The organism is Micromonospora sp. GCM10011542 (genome assembly GCF_042650685.1).
In the GTDB taxonomy this organism is placed as follows: domain Bacteria; phylum Actinomycetota; class Actinomycetes; order Mycobacteriales; family Micromonosporaceae; genus Micromonospora.
In genome coordinates this window covers 1-17321 of record NZ_JBHSBO010000033.1, presented here as the reverse complement: position 1 = coordinate 17321, position 17321 = coordinate 1, and the positions used below count along the sequence as shown (strand labels likewise).

The 17321-nt window shown below is 72.7% G+C and carries 18 protein-coding genes; 7 read left to right on the top strand and 11 right to left on the bottom strand.

Annotation, left to right across the window (positions count from 1 at the left end; genetic code table 11):
* Positions 1-123 precede the first annotated feature (123 nt).
* The 7 genes from ACFOW4_RS12095 to ACFOW4_RS12065 form a co-directional block, all read right to left on the bottom strand.
* Positions 124-990 carry a sugar phosphate isomerase/epimerase family protein gene (locus ACFOW4_RS12095; RefSeq protein ID WP_377527125.1) on the bottom strand — a complete coding sequence of 289 codons (867 nt, stop codon included), beginning with the start codon at positions 988-990 and terminating at the stop codon, positions 124-126.
* A gap of 75 nt (positions 991-1065) precedes the next feature.
* Positions 1066-2259, bottom strand: a complete 1194-nt coding sequence (locus ACFOW4_RS12090; RefSeq protein ID WP_377527123.1) for an ABC transporter substrate-binding protein — start codon at positions 2257-2259, stop codon at positions 1066-1068.
* A gap of 40 nt (positions 2260-2299) precedes the next feature.
* Positions 2300-3322, bottom strand: coding sequence for an ABC transporter permease (locus ACFOW4_RS12085; RefSeq protein ID WP_377527122.1), 1023 nt, complete (start codon positions 3320-3322; stop codon positions 2300-2302).
* A gap of 1 nt (position 3323) precedes the next feature.
* Positions 3324-4331 (bottom strand): ABC transporter permease, encoded by a 1008-nt coding sequence (locus ACFOW4_RS12080; protein WP_377527120.1) that lies wholly within the window; start codon positions 4329-4331, stop codon positions 3324-3326.
* Entirely contained in the window at positions 4328-5863 is a 1536-nt protein-coding gene (locus ACFOW4_RS12075; RefSeq protein WP_377527118.1) for a sugar ABC transporter ATP-binding protein, read from the bottom strand. Before ACFOW4_RS12075 ends, ACFOW4_RS12080 begins: the two co-directional genes overlap by 4 nt.
* Before the next feature lie 177 nt (positions 5864-6040).
* Complete coding sequence (locus tag ACFOW4_RS12070; protein WP_377527116.1) at positions 6041-7012, bottom strand: LysR family transcriptional regulator; 972 nt, start codon at positions 7010-7012, stop codon at positions 6041-6043.
* 86 nt (positions 7013-7098) lie between these two features.
* Positions 7099-7698, bottom strand: coding sequence for a hemerythrin domain-containing protein (locus ACFOW4_RS12065; RefSeq protein ID WP_377527114.1), 600 nt, complete (start codon positions 7696-7698; stop codon positions 7099-7101).
* A gap of 174 nt (positions 7699-7872) precedes the next feature.
* Here ACFOW4_RS12065 and ACFOW4_RS12060 point away from each other — a divergent pair, with 174 nt between their 5' ends.
* Together ACFOW4_RS12060 and ACFOW4_RS12055 are read left to right on the top strand one after the other, a co-directional pair.
* Complete coding sequence (locus ACFOW4_RS12060; protein WP_377527113.1) at positions 7873-9201, top strand: M20/M25/M40 family metallo-hydrolase; 1329 nt, start codon at positions 7873-7875, stop codon at positions 9199-9201.
* Positions 9202-9259: 58 nt separating this feature from the next.
* Complete coding sequence (locus ACFOW4_RS12055; protein ID WP_377527260.1) at positions 9260-9922, top strand: hypothetical protein; 663 nt, start codon at positions 9260-9262, stop codon at positions 9920-9922.
* Positions 9923-10022: 100 nt separating this feature from the next.
* Here the strand turns inward: ACFOW4_RS12055 and ACFOW4_RS12050 are convergent, their stop codons facing one another.
* The 3 genes from ACFOW4_RS12050 to ACFOW4_RS12040 all read right to left on the bottom strand — a co-directional run bounded on the left by ACFOW4_RS12050 (position 10023) and on the right by ACFOW4_RS12040 (position 11597).
* Positions 10023-10214, bottom strand: a complete 192-nt coding sequence (locus ACFOW4_RS12050; protein WP_053655860.1) for a DUF5703 family protein — start codon at positions 10212-10214, stop codon at positions 10023-10025.
* A gap of 109 nt (positions 10215-10323) precedes the next feature.
* Positions 10324-11181 carry an SseB family protein gene (locus tag ACFOW4_RS12045; protein ID WP_377527111.1) on the bottom strand — a complete coding sequence of 286 codons (858 nt, stop codon included), beginning with the start codon at positions 11179-11181 and terminating at the stop codon, positions 10324-10326.
* Positions 11178-11597: a YbaB/EbfC family nucleoid-associated protein gene (locus ACFOW4_RS12040; protein WP_377527109.1), complete on the bottom strand. Its 420-nt coding sequence runs from the start codon at positions 11595-11597 to the stop codon at positions 11178-11180. Before ACFOW4_RS12040 ends, ACFOW4_RS12045 begins: the two co-directional genes overlap by 4 nt.
* A 91-nt stretch (positions 11598-11688) precedes the next feature.
* Between ACFOW4_RS12040 and ACFOW4_RS12035 the strand changes: the two genes are divergently transcribed.
* Genes ACFOW4_RS12035 through ACFOW4_RS12025 form a run of 3 tightly spaced genes read left to right on the top strand, consistent with a single transcriptional unit; the run spans position 11689 to position 13996 of the window.
* Positions 11689-12021, top strand: coding sequence for a hypothetical protein (locus ACFOW4_RS12035; protein ID WP_377527107.1), 333 nt, complete (start codon positions 11689-11691; stop codon positions 12019-12021).
* The gene (locus tag ACFOW4_RS12030) at positions 12018-13067 is read left to right on the top strand and encodes a WXG100 family type VII secretion target (RefSeq protein WP_377527105.1); all 1050 of its coding nucleotides are present in this window, start codon (positions 12018-12020) and stop codon (positions 13065-13067) included. Before ACFOW4_RS12035 ends, ACFOW4_RS12030 begins: the two co-directional genes overlap by 4 nt.
* Before the next feature lie 20 nt (positions 13068-13087).
* The gene (locus ACFOW4_RS12025) at positions 13088-13996 is read left to right on the top strand and encodes a hypothetical protein (protein WP_377527103.1); all 909 of its coding nucleotides are present in this window, start codon (positions 13088-13090) and stop codon (positions 13994-13996) included.
* A 13-nt stretch (positions 13997-14009) separates the two neighbouring features.
* On the opposite strand, the gene ACFOW4_RS12020 is transcribed toward ACFOW4_RS12025, so the two are convergent.
* Positions 14010-14981: an aldo/keto reductase gene (locus ACFOW4_RS12020; protein WP_377527101.1), complete on the bottom strand. Its 972-nt coding sequence runs from the start codon at positions 14979-14981 to the stop codon at positions 14010-14012.
* 187 nt (positions 14982-15168) lie between these two features.
* Here ACFOW4_RS12020 and ACFOW4_RS12015 point away from each other — a divergent pair, with 187 nt between their 5' ends.
* A complete protein-coding gene (locus ACFOW4_RS12015) occupies positions 15169-16221 on the top strand; it encodes an LLM class F420-dependent oxidoreductase (protein WP_377527100.1) in 1053 nt (350 codons plus the stop codon).
* Positions 16218-17054, top strand: a complete 837-nt coding sequence (locus tag ACFOW4_RS12010; RefSeq protein WP_377527098.1) for an undecaprenyl-diphosphate phosphatase — start codon at positions 16218-16220, stop codon at positions 17052-17054. The genes ACFOW4_RS12015 and ACFOW4_RS12010 overlap by 4 nt, the downstream gene beginning before the upstream one ends.
* Positions 17055-17321: the final 267 nt, after the last annotated feature.

The following is a 17321-nucleotide window of genomic DNA, read 5'->3' as shown; positions in this document are numbered from 1 at the left end:
ACGAGTGTCAACGTAATATGCAGAGAATGTGAATTCGCAGAATGCGTCGCGCCATTTCTGGACGTGATGCGCCGAACCGTCGGCACAATGGGATCCGACGGGTCCGGCGCCGCTGCTGTCGACTTACCCGGCCGGTGCGCCCGCCCGGTCGAGCAACGCTTTCAAGAAGGCCAACCCGGCGGTGGCGAGCTGGTCCTGGCTCGGTGCGAGGGGCCGCCAGATGGCGGCCGCCGTGGCGATCGTGCGATTTTCGGCGGTGAACGACTCGATGCACAGCGGCCCGGTGTAGCCCACGTCGCGCAGCGCCTCGACGATGCCGGCCCAGTCCAGGTGGTCGTTGCCGGGGGCGCCACGGTCGTTGGCGCAGACCTGCACGTGCGCCAGCCGGTCCCCGGCGGTGCGGATCGCGGTCGGGATGTCGCGTTCCTCGATGTTCATGTGGAAGGTGTCCAGGGCTATGCCCAGCCCGTCGATGCCGTCGACCGCCTCCAGAGTCTGCTCGGCGGTGTTGAGCAGGCTGGTCTCGAACCGGTTCAGCGGCTCCAGGGCGAAGGTGACCCCCGCCGCGGCGGCCTCCCCGGCCAACGGGGTCAGTCGCTCCCGCAGGCGGCGCACGGTCGCCGCCCGGGCGTCCGCGTCGAGCAGCCAGGTCCGGCCGACCGGCGCGTACATCGGCCCGGCCACCACCCGCGCGCCCACCCGGGCCGCCGCCCGTACGCAGTACCGCAGGTAGTCTCCGGTCCGCTCGACCACTTCGGCGTCGTCGGTGACCAGGTCGCGCCCGGGCGGCATCACCGCGCAGACGGTCGCGCCGAGGCACAGCCGTTCCAGCAGGTCCGCGGTGCGGTCCGGGTCCCAGTCGCCCGGCGACTCGATGGGCAGCTCGATGGTGTCGAAGCCCCAGTCACGGATGCGCGGGGCCAGCTCGGCCAGCCGCGCGTCGGTCAGGGGCGACACCCAGATCCAGGTGTTCGCGCCGAGGGCGTGCACGCCGCGCTCCTCACCACTCGTCGGTACGGGGGACACCGCCGGCGCGCACTGTCGAGTGCGCGCCGGCGGCGCGGGTCACTGGTTGCCGCCCCAGTTCTGCGGGAAGCCGGGCATGGTCTCGCAGCCGCACAGCGCGTAGTGCAGCGGCGGCAGCTGCGGCAGGACGTACCGGGTCAGGTTGTCCTGGGTGATCGTCGGCTGCGGCAGCACCCACTCCTTGGGTACCTGCCTGCCGGCCAGGATGTCCAGCGCCGCGATGATCGGCGTACGCCACTGGTAGGTGGGGTAGGTCGGGGCGATGGCGGTCAGCTTCTTGTCCTGCCAGAGCCGCAGGAAGTCCTGCTGGTCCTCGCCGGTGATCACCGGCACCTTCTGCCCGGCGTCCTCGAACGCCTCGGCCGCCGCGACCGAGGTGGCGCCGGCGTCCATCCAGACACCGTCGATGCTGCCGTACCGCTCGATGTAGTCGTTCACGATGGTCTTCACCTTGGCCGCGTCGCCGTCGGTGAACTCGACGCCCACCACGTCCACGTCCGCCTTGTCGAAGATCACCTTCGCGGCCGACCAGCGGGTCTCCAGCACATCCACGCCGGGCAGGATGCGCAGGGCGAGGATCTTGCCGTCCTTCTTCACCTTGTCGGCGAGGAACTCGGCGGCGGTGGCGCCGAAGGCGTACCCGCCGATCGGGTGGATGAAGGTGACCGGGCACTGGGTGTTGACCCCGCGGTCGAAGACGATCACCGGCAGGCCGGCCTGGCAGGCCTTCTCCACCGCCGGGGTGAGCGCGGCGGTGGTGTTCGGCGAGACGATCAGCGCACTGCACTTCTTGCTGGCCAGCAGGCTGTCGATGTCGCTGATCTGCTTGTCGTCCTTGCCCTCGGCGTCCACCGCCGTCAGCGCGGCAATCTCCGGGTGCAGCTTCGCCTCGGCCTGCATGGTGGTCCAGCCGACCACCCGCCAGGGGTTGTTCACGGCGGCGTTGGAGAAGCAGATGGTGTGCTTGCCGGCCTTCTTGTACTTCGCGGTGTCGGTGAGCTGCGGGTTGATCGCCTGCAACCACGGCTTGTCGGCCGGCCCGGTCGGCGCGGTGTCGCGCTGGGCGATCTGCTCGTCGTAGTCAGCCTGGACGAAGAAGGACGACTGCTGGCCGGTGCCGCTGCCCGCCGGGCCGTCGTCCTCCTCGTCCGGGGCGGTGGAGGTGCAGCCGGCGGCGGCGAACAGGACGGCGGCGCCGAGCACGGCGAGTCGGGATCGCATCGGACGTCTCATGGGCTATCTGTCTCCTCGCGACGGGTCGGAGGCGCTGGCGTCAGCCGGACCGGCGTAGCCGGTGTGCGGCGTACGCGGCCGCGCCGATGATGATCAGGCCCTGCACCGCGTCGCGCAGCGACTTGGCCAGGCCCAGCAGGTTGAGCAGGGTGAACACCGACTGCAGGGTGAGCGCGCCGGCGACGGACGCGCCGACGCTGCCGCGCCCGCCGCCGAGCACCGCGCCGCCGAGCACGACGGCGGCGATCGCCTGGAACTCGTAGCCCGCCCCCGCCTCGGCGGTGACGCCGGTGAAGCCGCCGAGCAGGATGCCCGCGACCACGGCCGAGAGGCCGGAGATGACGAAGGCCGCCGTCCGCACCCGGCGCACGTCCACACCGGAGAGCGCGGCGGCCCGGGGGTTGCCGCCGGCGGCGTACACCTGGTGGCCGAAGCGGCTGCGGGACAGCAGCAGCCACAGGCCGACGCCGACGGCGGCCAGGATCAGCACCGCGTACGGCAGCTGGCCCAGCCCCGGCAGCTGCACGCCGAACCGGCCGAACTGCCGGAAGTTGTCGGCCAGCGAGCCACGCGGCGCGCCGCCGGACCAGAGGAACACCGCCCCGCTGAGCACCAGCAGCATGCCCAGCGTGGCGATGAACGAGGGCACCCGCAGGCGCGTGGTGACCAGCCCGTTGACCAGGCCCACCAGCGCGCCGCCGGCGAGCAGCAGCGGGATCAGCCACCAGGTGTTGGCCGCGTCGCCGTCGGAGAGCCGGGCGGCGACCACCACCACGGCGGTGACCAGCGCGCCGACCGAGAGGTCGAACTCGCCGGCGATGATCACGAAGACCTGGCCGGCGGCCAGCACGGCCAGCGGCGCGCACCGGCGCAGGAAGGCCAGGAACGGCGCCGGCTCGACGAACGTCGGGTTGCGCCAGGCGATCAGCACGATCACCGCCGCCAGGACCAGCCAGATCGGTGGCACCGCACGCAGCAGCCGCCGGGTCCGCGCCGGCGACGCGTCCGGTACGGCCGGCGGCGACGCTTCCGGCGCGGCCGGTTGCCCTGCGGTGGTGGTCATCTCAGAAGCTCCCCTCGTCGCGCCGACTGCGCAGCGCGTAGAGCGCCACCGCGCCGACGATGATCACGCCGCGGATCAGCGTCTTGAGGAAGGCGTTCACCTCGAACTCGTTGAAGACCTGGTCGATGACGGCGAGGATCAGCACCCCGGCCAGGGTGCCGGCCACGTGGCCCCGGCCGCCGGCCAGCGCGGTGCCGCCCACCACGGCGGCGGCGATCGACTCCAGGTCGTAGCCGCCGTCCGGGCCCACCCACGGCGCGCCGGAGCGCAGCCGGCTGACCAGGAACAGCCCGGTCAGCACGGCGGTCAGGCTGCACAGCACGTGCGCGAGCACCACGGTCCGGTCGGTACGCACCCCGGAGAGCCGGGCCACCTCCGCGCTGCCACCGACGGCGTACAGGTGGTAGCCGAAGCGGGTGCGGCGCAGCACGTACCAGGCCAGGGCGACCACCGCCAGCAGCAGGATCACCGCCACCGGCACCGGCCCGAGCGCGTTGTAGCCCAACGCCTGGAACTGCCGGGGGACCGAGCCGGTGAAGTTGGTGAACAGCGCGTTGAGCACCCCGCTCATCATCAGCGACGTGCCCAGCGTGGCGATGAACGCGTTCACCCCCAGCTTCGTGATGATCAGGCCGTTGCCCAGGCCGATCAACGCTCCGAGCGCGAGGGTGACCGCCACCCCGAGGACCATCCGGTCCGGGTCGCCCTGCATGACGAACGAGGCGCTGACGGCGGTCACGCTGACCATGTACGCCACCGACAGGTCCAGCGAGCCGCCGATCAGCACGATGGTTTGACCCACCGCCACCAGGCCCAGCGCGACCGAGCGGACTGCCATGTTCTGCAGGTTGTCCACGGTCATGAACTGGCCGCCGTTGAGCTCGACCAGCAGCCAGGCGACGGCGAACACCCCGCCGAAGACCAGCCAGACCGGCGCGCTGGAGCCGGCGCCGACGTCGCGGGCCAGGCCCACCCGGCCGATCCGCCCGGGCATCGTCTCGGCGATCATGCGGTACCGCCCTCCCTGCTCGCCCCGGCCCCGGCCCCGTCGGGCTCCCCGGTGGCCAGCAGCATGATCTCGGCCTCGCTCGCGCCGGCCGGCAGCTCACCGGCGACCGTGCCATGGCGCAGCACCACGATCCGGTCGGCCATGCCGATCACCTCGGGCAGCTCCGAGGAGATCATCAGGATCGCGGCGCCGGCGTCGGCCAGCTCCCGCATCAGCTCGTGGATGCTGGCCTTGGCGCCGACGTCGATGCCCCGGGTCGGCTCGTCGAAGATCAGCACCTTCGCGCCGGTGGCCAGCCACCGGGCCAGCACCACCTTCTGCTGGTTGCCGCCGGAGAGGTAGCGGACCTCCCGATCGGTGCCACCGCGCAGCCGGACCCGGTCGAGCAGCGCGCCGAGGCCGACCCGGCGGGTGGCGCCGCGTCCCAGTGACCGGACGGCGAGCAGGCTGTTGTCGCGCACCGACAGTTGCAGCACCAGGCCCTCGCTCTTGCGGTCCTCGGTGAGCAGCCCGATGCCGCAGCGGATGGCGTGCCGGGGTGAGCGCAGCCGGCGTTCCCGCCCGTCCACCGTCAGGCTGCCGCCGGCCATCCGGGTGGCGCCGAAGAGCAGTCGGGCCAGCTCGGTGCGGCCGGAGCCGGCCAGACCGGCCAGCCCGACGATCTCGCCGGCGCGCAGGTCGAGGTCGATGTCGCGCAGGATGCCGGCCCCGGCGCCGCGTACGGCCAGGCGCACCGACCCGATCCGGTCCGGGGTGGCCCGCGGCGGGTAGTAGTGGTCCAGTTCCCGGCCCACCATCAGGTGCACCAGCCGGCGGGTGTCGACCTCGGCGGTGTCCACCGTGTCCACCCTCCGGCCGTCCTTGAGCACGGTGATCCGGTCGGTGAGGTCGAAGACCTCCCGCAGCCGGTGCGAGATGTACAGCACGGTCAACCCGTCGGCGCGCAGCCGGCGGATCCGGTCGAACAGCGCGTCCACCTCGTGTGGGCTCAGCGCGGCGGTCGGCTCGTCGAGCACCAGCACCCGGGGCTGGAAGGAGAGCGCCTTGGCGATCTCCACCAGCTGCTGCTGCGCGACTGGCAGCCGCCCGACGAGGCTGCGCGGGGAGATGACGTCCTCGGCGCCCAGGCTGGCCAGCAGCCGGGTCGCGGCCTGGTCCATGGCGGCCCGGTCCACACCGAACCGGCGCCGGGGCTCCCGGCCGAGGAAGATGTTCTCCGCCACGGTGCGCTCGGGCAGCAGGTTGAGCTCCTGGTGGACGATGCTCACCCCGGCGGCCAGGGCCTGCCGGGGATGCTGGAAGGCGACCGGCGCGCCGTCGAGTTCGATGCGTCCGGCGTCGGGCTGGTGCACACCGACGAGGATCTTCATGAGGGTGGACTTGCCGGCGCCGTTCTCGCCCATCACGGCGTGGATCTCGCCCGCCCGACACTCCAGGAGCACGTCGTCGAGGACCGTCACGCCGAAGAACCGTTTGCTGATGCCGTACATGCCGAGCACCACCGGGGCGGGTGGGTGAGGGTCAGCGGCCATCCGGTCACCTCAAACGGATCGACGACTGTGACATCGAACCCTAGGCATGGGGCGTCGGCGGTGTAAAGCAGAAGTTAAGCTCGTTCCCACGATACTTTTGCAGCTCTGACCAAAAGTATCGGCCTGACCGGGACATGGTGGACGGTCGATCGTCGAACGCCGCCCGCGGCCCGTCGCTCAGACGCCGCTCGGCTGCCGGACCCCGAACGCGGGGTTGCGCAACAGCCAGGCCAGATAGCCCGGATGCGGGGCCAGCGAGTCGATGTAGGCCGCCTTCGCCAGCTCCAGCACCAGCTCGGCGACCCGCGCCGCGGGGGAGTCCGGGTGCCAGCCGAGCAGCAGCCGCCAGCGCAGCGGGATCCCGGCCAGCCGGCGGGTGACCAGCCCGTCCACCGGCCGGAAGGTGGCCTGGCACAGTGCCACCGCCTCGCCGGCGTCGACCAGGTCGACGCAGCCGCGCACGTCGGTCTCGTACACCTTTCGGGGCGTGAAGCCGGCGCGGGCGCAGGCGGCGGCGAAGCAGTCGCCGAAACAGCCGTCCCCCGGCGCCGCCACCCACTGCTCCTGGCGCAGGTCCACCAGGCGCACCTCGTCCCGCCCGGCGAGCGGGTGGGTCTGCGGCAGCAGCACCAGCACCGGGTCGACGGCCACCTCCCACCAGCTCAACCCGAACTCCGCAGACGGTACGGCGTCACCGCAGACGCCGGTGAGCGCGAAGTCCAGCCGGCCGCCGGCCACCAGTTGCGCCAGCTCGTCCACCGACCAGGAGGCGTACGTCGTGATCTGCGCGGGCGGCTGCTCGGTGGCCAGCCGGTGCACCAGCCGTCCCAGGATCGGGCTGTTCACCCCGCCGAAGCGGTAGCGCCGTGGCGCCTCGCCCGCCCCGGCCAGCCGGGCCGCCTCGTCCTGCAGGCCCTTCATCGCCGGCAGCAGCACCCGGGCCCGGGCCAGCACCAGCTCGCCCAGCGCCGTGGGCCGGGCGCCGCGCCGGTCCCGCTCGAACAGCGGGCCGCCCAGCGTCCGCTCGATCCGCTGGAGCTGGGCGGTGAGCGCCGGCTGGGCCAGGCCGAGCGCGGAGGCCGCCTTGGTCACGCTCCCCGTCTCGGCGATCGCGCAGACCACCCGCAGGTGTCGCAACTCCAGGTTCATGAAGTGACGGTAGGGCCACGCCGCAGTCGGCGGAAGAGCCTGAATTGATCGGTGACGTTGAATGCGTCAACGGGCGTCGGCGTGGGTCAGCCCCGCGGCGGCTCCGGCAGGTCGGCCAGGTACGTCGGCCGTCGGGTCACCGCGTCGCGCACCTTGTCCACCACCCCGACCGCCGGCTCGACGATCCGGTTCCACGGCGGGGTGGCCGGGGTGCCGGGGTGCGGTCGGGTCGGGGCGGCCTCCTCGGCGATCTCCAACCGGTTGCCCAACCGGATCAGCTCCTCCTCGGTGGCCACCGCCCGCAACTCGGCGACCAGCCGGCCGACCGAGTCGACGTGCCGGCGGACCCGCTCGGCGACGTCGGTCAGCCCGTCGTCACCCAACGCCTTCAGCGCGGCCAGAAGCGCGGCGTCGGCGTCGATCTCGGCGTCCACCCGCCCGGCCGCGTCCGGCAGTGCCGCCCGGACGGCCGGCAGCAGGTACTGCTCCTCGGCGGACAGGTGTCGCGACAGGGCTGCGGTCAGCACCGCCAGCCCCTCCTGCGGCGTGGCGTCCGGACCGGTCAGCTGGTCCAGCAACGCCAGCAGCTGCCGGTGCTCGGCGTCCACGATGTCGGCGATGCTGCGCCCGCCCGGACGGTAGCCCTCCTCGGGCGCCGGCGGCAGCGGTGGCAGGGGAACGGTCATGGTGCCCTCCTCGACTGGCGGGCGGAGCTCCCGGCAGGGGACGTGCGGTCGCCGGCGGCGGTACCCGAACCCGCGCGCGGCGAAACCGTTGCCTGGATGGGCCGGTCTCGATGCGTCGGCCCGCCATGCCGGTGCGCCGACCCGACCAGCGGGCACGACTGGTATGAAGAGGCGATGACGAGCGACGCCGCCTCCGCCCGACCCGATCCCACCGCCGAGGTCGTCGACCTCTGCCGCGACCTGCTGCGGATCGACACCACCAACACCGGGGACAACGACACCAGCGTCGGCGAACGCCGCGCGGCCGAGTACGTGGCGGAGAAGCTCGCCGAGGTCGGCGTGGAGTCCGTGCTGCACGAGTCCGCACCCGGCCGGGCCAACGTGGTGGCCCGCATCCCCGGCACCGATCCCGGCCGGGGCGCGCTGCTCGTGCACGGCCACCTGGACGTGGTGCCCGCCGACGCCGACGAGTGGTCGGTGCACCCGTTCTCCGGCGAGGTGCGCGACGGCTACCTGTGGGGCCGCGGCGCGATCGACATGAAGGACTTCGACGCCATGGTGCTCGCCGTGGTGCGGCACTGGCAGCGCACCGGCGTACGCCCGCCCCGCGACATCGTGCTGGCCTACACGGCCGACGAGGAGGCCGGCAGCGACTACGGCGCGCGCTTCCTGGTGGAGAACCACCGGGACCTCTTCGACGGATGCACCGAGGCCATCGGTGAGGTGGGCGGCTTCTCGTACTCGGTCAACGACAGCCAGCGGCTCTACCTCATCGAGACCGCCGAGAAGGGCATCGACTGGCTGCGGCTGCACGCCAAGGGCCGCCCCGGGCACGGCTCGATGGTGCACGACGACAACGCCGTCACCGCGCTCGCCGAGGCGGTGGCCCGGATCGGGCAGCACCGCTTCCCGGTGGTGGTCACCGACACCGTGCGGGCCTTCCTGGAGGAGGTCTCCGACGTGCTCGGCGTGGAACTGGACCCGGAGGACCCGGAGACCGCCATCGCCAAGCTCGGCCCGATCGCCAACATCATCGGCGCGACCATCCGCAACACCGCCAACCCCACCCGGCTGACGGCCGGCTACAAGGACAACGTCATCCCCGGCCGGGCCACCGCCACCATCGACTGCCGCAGCCTGCCCGGTCAGTCCGAGCTGCTGGAACGGCAGCTGCGCGAGCTGATCGGCCCCGACATCGCCATCGAGTACGTCCAGCGGCAGCCGGCGCTGGAGACCACCTTCGACGGTGACCTGGTCGAGGCGATGTCCGCGGCGCTGCGCGCGGAGGACCCGGGCGCCCGGCCGGTGCCGTACATGCTCTCCGGTGGCACGGACGCCAAGGCGTTCTCCCAGCTCGGCATCCGCTGCTTCGGTTTCGCCCCGCTGCGGTTGCCGGCCGACCTGAACTTCTCCGCGTTGTTCCACGGCATCGACGAGCGGGTTCCGGTCGACGGACTACAGTTCGGCGTGCGGGTACTCGACCGGTTCCTCCGCACCTGCTAGCCGTGTCCGGCAACTGAACTCGGCACGCAACCTCCCCATCGTGAAGGGACTGCCCCACATGACCGACCAGCACGGTGAGCTGGACGCCGCTCTCGAGCGGGTGATCGAAGCGGCACGCCACCACCTGACCGCCGTACGCGCCGCGCAGGGCCGCGTCGACGACGACGACGTCTGGCAGGCGTACGTGGCGCTCAACAACGCCTCGTACGCCTACGACGAGCAGCTCCTCGACGCCTTCGGCGAGGTGACGCCCTGGGACGTCGACTCGATCGACCCGGACGAGGCCGACGAGCGCTTCGGCGGCGCCGAGGGTGTCGAGGCCACCGACCCGCACCCGCGCGTGATCTCGGTGCGCCAGCGCCGCGACTACCGCGTGCCGAGCGTGTCCGCGTTGATCCGGGTGGCCGAGGTGGCCCGCCGCGAGGGCACCCCCGAGGACGACGAGCCGGCCCCGGTGGAGGGCGTCGGCGAGGCGGTGCTGGAGCTGCTGCAGAGCGGCGACGGCTCGCTCGGTGCGCTGGACATCCCGGAGCTGGAGCCACTCGACGGGGTGGTCATGGTCAGCGAGGTCGGCACTCCGGTCGACCTGGAGTCGTTCGACGACGAGGACGCGCTCGGCCCGTTCCAGCCGGCCGCCGACGACCGGCTGGTCGGCCGGCTCGACGAGCATCCGTTCGTGGAGCTCGACGACGACCACGACCACGCGGGTCACCAGCACTAGGCACGACACGCCCGGGGCCCGACCGTACGCGGACCGGGCCCCGCGGTGTGTCCGCACCCGTGCCGGCACGGCCCGACCTCTTTCGGTCGGGCCGTGGGCGTCAGTAGGACAGGCCCGGCTGCGGCTGGTTGACCCGCCGCCGGCGCAGCACCACCTGGCGCGTGCCGTCGCGGAACAGCCGTACCCGGGCCAGCTCCCATCCGGAGAACTCCGCCTGGATCGCCAGCTGCGCCGCGGCGGTCAACCGGTCGACGTTCGGCGGCAACCGCAGCGGCGCGTATTCGTAGTCCATGAGACCTATGCTGCCCAGCCCGGCGGCGGTTCGCCACCCCTCGCGGGGTGACCCCGGACGCGGCCGTGAGTGGTTCCCGCCCGGTTGGGCGCCACCGCCCGTATTCCCCTCAGCCGGTCGGCGCGTTCGCCCTGAGCAGGGCCGCCAGCGCGGGCGCGGCCAGCGCGAGGGCCCGGTCCCGGCCGGGGTCCACCGCCAGCCCCCACGACGCGTCCGGCCAGTCCTCGAGCAGCTCGGCGCAGGGCAGCGCGACGAACGGCACGCCGTCCCCGGCGAACGCGGCCAGGGCCTCCGGCGAGGTGAAGACCGGCAGCAGCGGTGCGCCGGTCGCGTCACCGACGACCGTCCACGGGAAGTCGCCCTCCGCCGCCGGTTCCCGGGCCAACGGGACGCACACCGTGGCGCCGGCCAGCACGGCGAGGTAGCCCGGCAGGTCACGCCGGGCCACGGCTGCGGCGAGCAACGCCACCACCGCCGGCTCCGACGCCTCGACGGGTGCCGACCGCACGGTGGCCGGCGCGGCCGGCGCCTCGACGGGTGCCGACGGGACGCTGGCCGGCGTGGCCGCGGGCGCCGACGCCTCGGCGGGCGCCGACCCGGCGGTGGGCGGTGCCAGCGCCGGTGTGCGGTGCGCGGGCGGGGGCGCCGGCCGGCAGGAGAGCGCCCCCGGATCGTCGGTCAACACCTCGGCGGCCGTGCGAGCCACCAGCATGCTCAGCCGGTCCAGCTGGTCCGGGGTGCGCGGAGTCTCGTACCACCAGTGCCCGTCGTTGGTGCCACGGTGCCAGCCGAGCGCGACCAGGCGTGCCTCGTCGTAGCCGGGGCAGACCACCCGCACCACCTCGCGGCGCACCAGCAGCCGGATCGCGCGCGGACCGGCGCGAAGCTCCAGGTCGGTGTCGCGGTCGCAGCCGGCGACCGTGCCCCGCAGTCGCGCGACGATCTCCGGCCAGCTCGGCGAGGTCACGCCGGCGAACCCGGCAGGTGGTCGTCGAGCCGCCCGAGCCGGCCGATGGCCTCCTCCAGACGGCCCAGCGCCGAGAAGTCACCGGGTTTGCCGAACAGGTCGCCCAGGCCCGCGCCGAGCTCGACGTCCAGCCCTTCGGTGTGCTCCTCGACCTGTTCGCTCGTCGCGGTGCGGGCCCGCCGGTACGCGTCGAGCACCAGCTCCGCCAGCCCCTCGGTGCCGGCGCGCAGGGCGGCCGGTGCGAAGGTGAGGCCGGTGAGCCCACCGGTGGCGTCGACGGTCGCGGAGACCAGCCCGCTCGCGTCGGTCGCGGTGCCGGTCAGCTCGCCCAGATCGTCGCGGAGCCCCGCGAAGCGGCGTTCGATGTCGGCGATCCGTCCGGCGAGCGCGTCGAACGCGGACGTCGGGTCAGCCATGGATCCTCCCCCGTGGACCGTGCACCGGGGTGGTGCCCGGTGGCCGGGAGATCGTATCGTCGGTGCGCTCGACTCATGGGGGAGGAACGGCATGCCGCCGGACATCGATGTCGACGTGCAGGCGGTGCGTCGACTGCAGACGGCCGCCAAGCAGGTCGCCAGCTCGCTCGCCGCGCTGGAGAGCCAACTCGCCTCGGCCGGCGACGTGCCGTCGGACGCCTTCGGCCACCTGCCCTTCGCCAGCGACCTGCTCCGTGACAAGTACGCCGAGCAGGTCACCGGCGGCAGGGAGTTGTTCGCCGCCGCGGAGGCCGCGTTCGGCCGGGTCGCCGGTGCGCTGGCCGACACGGTCGACGCGTACGAGCGCACCGAGCAGGACATCGACGGCGGCTTCAAGGCCATCCAGTCGCGGATGCCCGGATGAGCGGGCCCGCCGGCAGCGCCGTCCAGCTCTGGAACGGCCTCGACAGTGCCCTCTCCGGCGTCGAGGACGCGGTGAACAGCGTCTGCCGGACGCTGGCCTGGCCGCTCATCCAGCTCGTCGACATGGTCGACGGCGAGCCCGCCGTGCTGCACGCCAAGGCCGCCGAGTGGGACGCGCTGGGCGCGCAGCTGCGCGACCTGGCGCAGGGGCACCGCGGCGCCCGCGAGGCCGCCCAGATCGGGTGGCGCTCGCCCGCCGGTGAGGCGTACGCCCGGCGGATGGCCGAGGTCGAACAGCAACTGCTCGACGTCGCCGAGCAGTTCACCGCGACCGCGGAGTACCTGCGCGGCGTCGCCGACGCCCTGCAGACCGTGCACGACGTCCTCGTCGACCTGTGCGTCGAGTTCGTGAACTGGCTGCTGGTGACGCTCGTGACGGCGTTGCTGATGGCGCCGTTCACCGCCGGGGCGTCCTGGGTGGCCGGCATGGGGGTGGCCGCCACGAGGGGCCTGATCGTGCTCACCCGGATGCTGAAGATCATCCGACCGCTCGCGGCGCATTTGCAGAAGGTCATCCGCCTGCTCCAGCGGGTCCTGGTCTACCTGCGCAAACTGCGCAGCCACCTGGACAAGCTGGTCGACATGCAGAAGAAGCTGCGCACCGGCCAGAAGTACGCCGACAAGCGGCGCGCCGCCGGCAAGGCCGACAAGTGGCACCACAAGCTCCTCGACCCCACGAAGGGCACGTACAAGCTCGGCAAGTCCGGTTCGCCGTTCGACATGGGAGCCCTCGACCGGGCCGCCGCCCTGCGGGCGCACGGCGTCGCCGACGGCGCCCGGGTGATCGCCCGGGACTGGGCGACCAACCTGCCGTGGAACGTGCCGAACTCCGTGGTGCACGGTGTCACCTGGGGGACCGTCGCGCTCACCACCGGCCTGTCGGTGCCCGGCAGCGACCAGATCAGCGACCAGGTGGACAAGGCGGTGCAGGGCGGCGCCGACTGGATCGACCAGAATGTCTTCGGGCAGCCGCCCGCCGCCCGTTAGGCCGATCGAGGAGGTAACGCGTGACGTCAGGGGAGCGGGGTCGGCTCGGCCGGTTCGCTGACGCGGTGCTCGGCGGGGCGCGGAACGCCCGGGACAAGGCCCGCGAGCTGCGCGACGAGTTCCGCACCAGCGACGAACCCGAGCGTGCCCTCGTCGCGCCGTTGCTGCCCGGGGAGGAGCTGCGCTACGTGGGGCTCGCCCCGGTCCGTACGCCGGAGACGCACCGGGCCGGCCGGCAGCTCGCCGACGGGATGGCCGGCGAACTGGCCGAGGCGCTCGATCCCCGGGCGCTGTTCGGGCTGCTCAACATCGTCAACCCGGTGGTCTGGGTGGAGGCGGTGCTGACGCCGGTGCGGCTGGCTGCGGGCGTGCTGCTGCTGCCCGGCAAGGCCGCCGCCGTCGCCGCTGGCCTACCGGCGGCGGCCGAACCGGAGCCGGGCCCGCCACGGCAGCGGGCGCAGCGCGAACCGATTCCGCTGACCGAGGAGCAGGAGGCGTTCCGGGCGTTGTTCCGGCTCAGCCAGTACCGCCCGCTGGCCGACCAGCTCGCCGAGATCGCCTATCGGCGTCGGTACGTCTTCAGCGGCGACCTCGCCACCCTCGCCGGCAGCCTGCTGCTCTTCCTGGAGCGCTACACGGGCACACCGCTGGCGGTGACCGACACCCACCTCCACCTGCTGCGGATGGGGCAGCGCCCCGACGCCGACCGGCCCGACCGGCGCCAGCCGCGGGTGCTGTGGAGCGTGCAGCGCTCCCGGGTGACCCGGGTCGACTCCGAGCGGGGCGCGGCCGGGCTGGTGCAGTTCACGCACACCATCTTCTTCGACGACGGCTCCTGGATCCGGATCGTCCAACCCGCACTCCGCGACGATCAGGCCCGATTCCTGACCGCGATCCGCGACCTGCCCGGCCAGCGGCCGACGCCGTGAACCGGCCGGCGGGTCAGCCGTCGCGTTCGGGGTAGCCGACCGGCACCGCGGCCACGTCGTCGAGCGCGGTGGTGATCTCCTCGGGCAGGGTCATCCGCTCCACCTGAAGCGCGCCGAGCAACTGCCCCACCGTCCGAGCGCCCAGGATCGGGGCGGTCACCCCGGGCCGGTCCCGGATCCAGGCCAGCGCCACCTCCAACGGCGACACGCCGAGGCCGCCGGCCGCCGTCGCCACCGCCTCCACGATGCTGGAGCAACGCGGCTCCAGGTACGTCGCGACGAAGCGCTCGAAGTGCGGCGAGGCCGCCCGGGAGTCCGCCGGCCGGCCGTGCCGGTACTTGCCCGTGAGCACCCCCCGGCCCAGCGGCGACCAGGGCAGCACGCCGAGGCCCAGCGCCGCGCAGGCGGGCAGCACCTCCCGCTCCACCCCCCGCTCCAGCAGCGAGTACTCCACCTGGGCGGCGACCACCGGCGCCCGGCCCGGCCAGGCCGTCTGCCAGGCGGCGGCCCGCGCGGTCTGCCAGCCGGAGAAGTTCGACACCCCGACGTAGCGGACCCGGCCACTGGCCACCGCGTGGTCCAGCGCGGCCAGGGTCTCCTCCAGGGGAGTGTCCGGGTCGTACCCGTGCACCTGGAACAGGTCGACGTGGTCGGTGCCGAGGCGGCGCAGGGACGCGTCGAGCGTGCGCAGCAGGTGCCCGCGGGAGCCGTCACGGCGCCGGCCGCTGCCCGGGCGCAGGCCCGCCTTGGTGGCGATGAGCAGGTCGTCGCGGGGGACCAGGGTGCCCAGCAGCGACCCGATCACCGCCTCGGCGTCCCCGTCGCCGTACACGTCGGCGGTGTCGATCAGGTTGCCGCCCGCGTCCAGGTAACTCTTCAGCTGGGCGGCCGCATCGTCGGCGTCGGTGTCCCGGCCCCACGTCATGGTGCCGAGCGCGAGCCGCGAAACCGCCAGCCCGCTTCGGCCGAGCGGTCGCTGTTGCATGGGTGAACCTTATTTCGAACCTGCCGCCACGGATATCCTCGCTCCCGTCATGTCTGCCGGTTCTACCGGTTCCGCCGGTGCGGAACGCCGTTACGGCCCAGTGATCACCGGAGGAGAGCCGGTGATCGAAGCCACCATCGGCATTGCGTAACCTGATGCGACCTGTGGTGCGGATGGGGGAGGACCAGTGCGACTAGGGCTCAGCCTCGGATACCAGACGGCATGGAGTACGCCGGCCGACCACCTGGCTCTGGCCCAGGAGGCGGACCGGCTCGGCTACTCGGTGGTGTGGGCGGCGGAGGCCTACGGCTCCGACTCGCCCAGCATGCTCGCCTGGATGGCCGGCCAGACCGAACGAATCGACGTGGGCAGCGCGGTGATGCAGATCCCCGCCCGTACCCCGGCCATGACCGCGATGACGGCGGCGACCATCGACGCGCTCTCCGGCGGCCGGTTCCGCCTCGGCCTCGGGGTGTCCGGGCCGCAGGTCTCCGAGGGCTGGCACGGGGTGCGCTTCGGCAAGCCGCTGGCCCGGACCCGCGAGTTCGTCGACATCGTCAAGCTGGCCGTGGCGCGCAAGGAGGTCGCCTACGACGGCGAGTTCTACACGCTGCCGCTGCCCGACGGCCCCGGCAAGGCGCTGCGGCTGGGCTTCCACCCGCCGCGCGAGCACATTCCGATCTACCTGGCCGCGGTCGGCCCGAAGAACCTCGAACTGGCCGGCGAGATCGCCGACGGCTGGCTGGCCGTCTTCTACGCCCCGGAGTTCGCGGAGGAGCAGCTCGCCTCCGTACGCGCCGGCCGGGCCAAGGCCGGCAAGGAGCTGGTCGGCTTCGACGTGGTGCCGTCGGTGCCGGTGGTGGTCGGCGACGACATCGCCAGCTGCGCCGAGCTGGTCCGCTGGTACGCCGCGCTCTATGTCGGCGGGATGGGCAGCCGGCAGCAGAACTTCTACAACCAGCTCGCCACCCGGATGGGCTACGGCGACGCCGCCCGCGAGGTGCAGGACCTCTACCTGGCCAAGCGGCAGCGCGACGCGGCGGCCGCTGTGCCGATGGAGTTCATCGACCGCACCTCGCTGCTCGGCCCCAAGGAGCGTATCGCCGAGCGGATGCGGGAGTACGCCGCCGCCGGCGTCACCACCCTTTCGGTGACCCTGTTCGTGGCCGACAGGGACAGCGGCGTGCAGACCCTGCGTACCGTCGCCGAGGCGCTCGACCTCTCGGGAGCCGGCGAGTGACCTGGGTCGAGGCCATCGTCCTGGGCATCGTCCAGGGACTGACCGAGTTCCTCCCGGTCAGCTCGTCGGGGCACCTGCGGATCACCTCGGCGATCTTCTTCGACCGGGACGCCGGCGCGTCGTTCACCGCTGTCACCCAGCTCGGCACCGAGGCGGCGGTGCTGATCTACTTCGCCAAGGACATCTGGCGGATCACGCGGACCTGGCTGGTCGGGCTGCGCGACAAGTCGGTACGCGCCAGCCTCGACTACCGCATGGGCTGGTACGTCATCGTCGGCTCGATCCCGATCGGGCTGTTCGGTTTCCTGTTCAAGGACCAGATCCGCACCGCCGGCCGCAACCTGTGGGTGGTCTCCACCACACTGATCGTCTTCGCCTTCGTGCTGGCCTTCGCCGAGTACTGGGGCCGGCAGACCCGCACCCTGGAGAACTTCCGGATGCGCGACGGCGTCGTCATGGGCTTCGCCCAGGCGATGGCGCTGATCCCCGGGGTGTCCCGCTCCGGCGGCACGCTCACCGCCGGACTGCTGCTCAACCTCACCCGGGAGGCGGCGGCCCGGTACTCGTTCCTGCTGGCCATCCCAGCGGTGGTGATGTCCGGCATCTTCAGCGTCGGGGATGTCTTCGAGCCGGCCGCGCCGGGCACCTCGGTACCGACCGTGGCGCAGATGATCGTGGCCACCGCGATCGCCTTCGGCATCGGGTACGCGGCCATCGCCTGGCTGCTGCGCTACGTCGCCCACCACACCCTGTACGTCTTCGTGCTGTACCGGGTCGCGCTGGGCACCCTGGTCCTGGCCCTGCTGCTGACCGGCACCATCAACGCCACCTGACCGCACTGCGCGTACGACGCTGGCCGGCACCCGTGTTCGGGTGCCGGCCAGCGTGTTGTTCATGCCTGTGTCAGTTCCGGGCTTGCGTGTGTCAGTTCCAGTGCTTGGCGACCAGGTCGGCGGCCTGCTGCTCCCACTGGGCGTAGGCATCCGGGTAGGCCGAGACCTGCACGGTCTGCGCGGCGTCGGTCAGCGGCATGTCCTTCCAACCATCAACCTGACGCAGGCCCTTCAGGAACGCCGTCGTCGAGTACTGCGGGTCGGTGA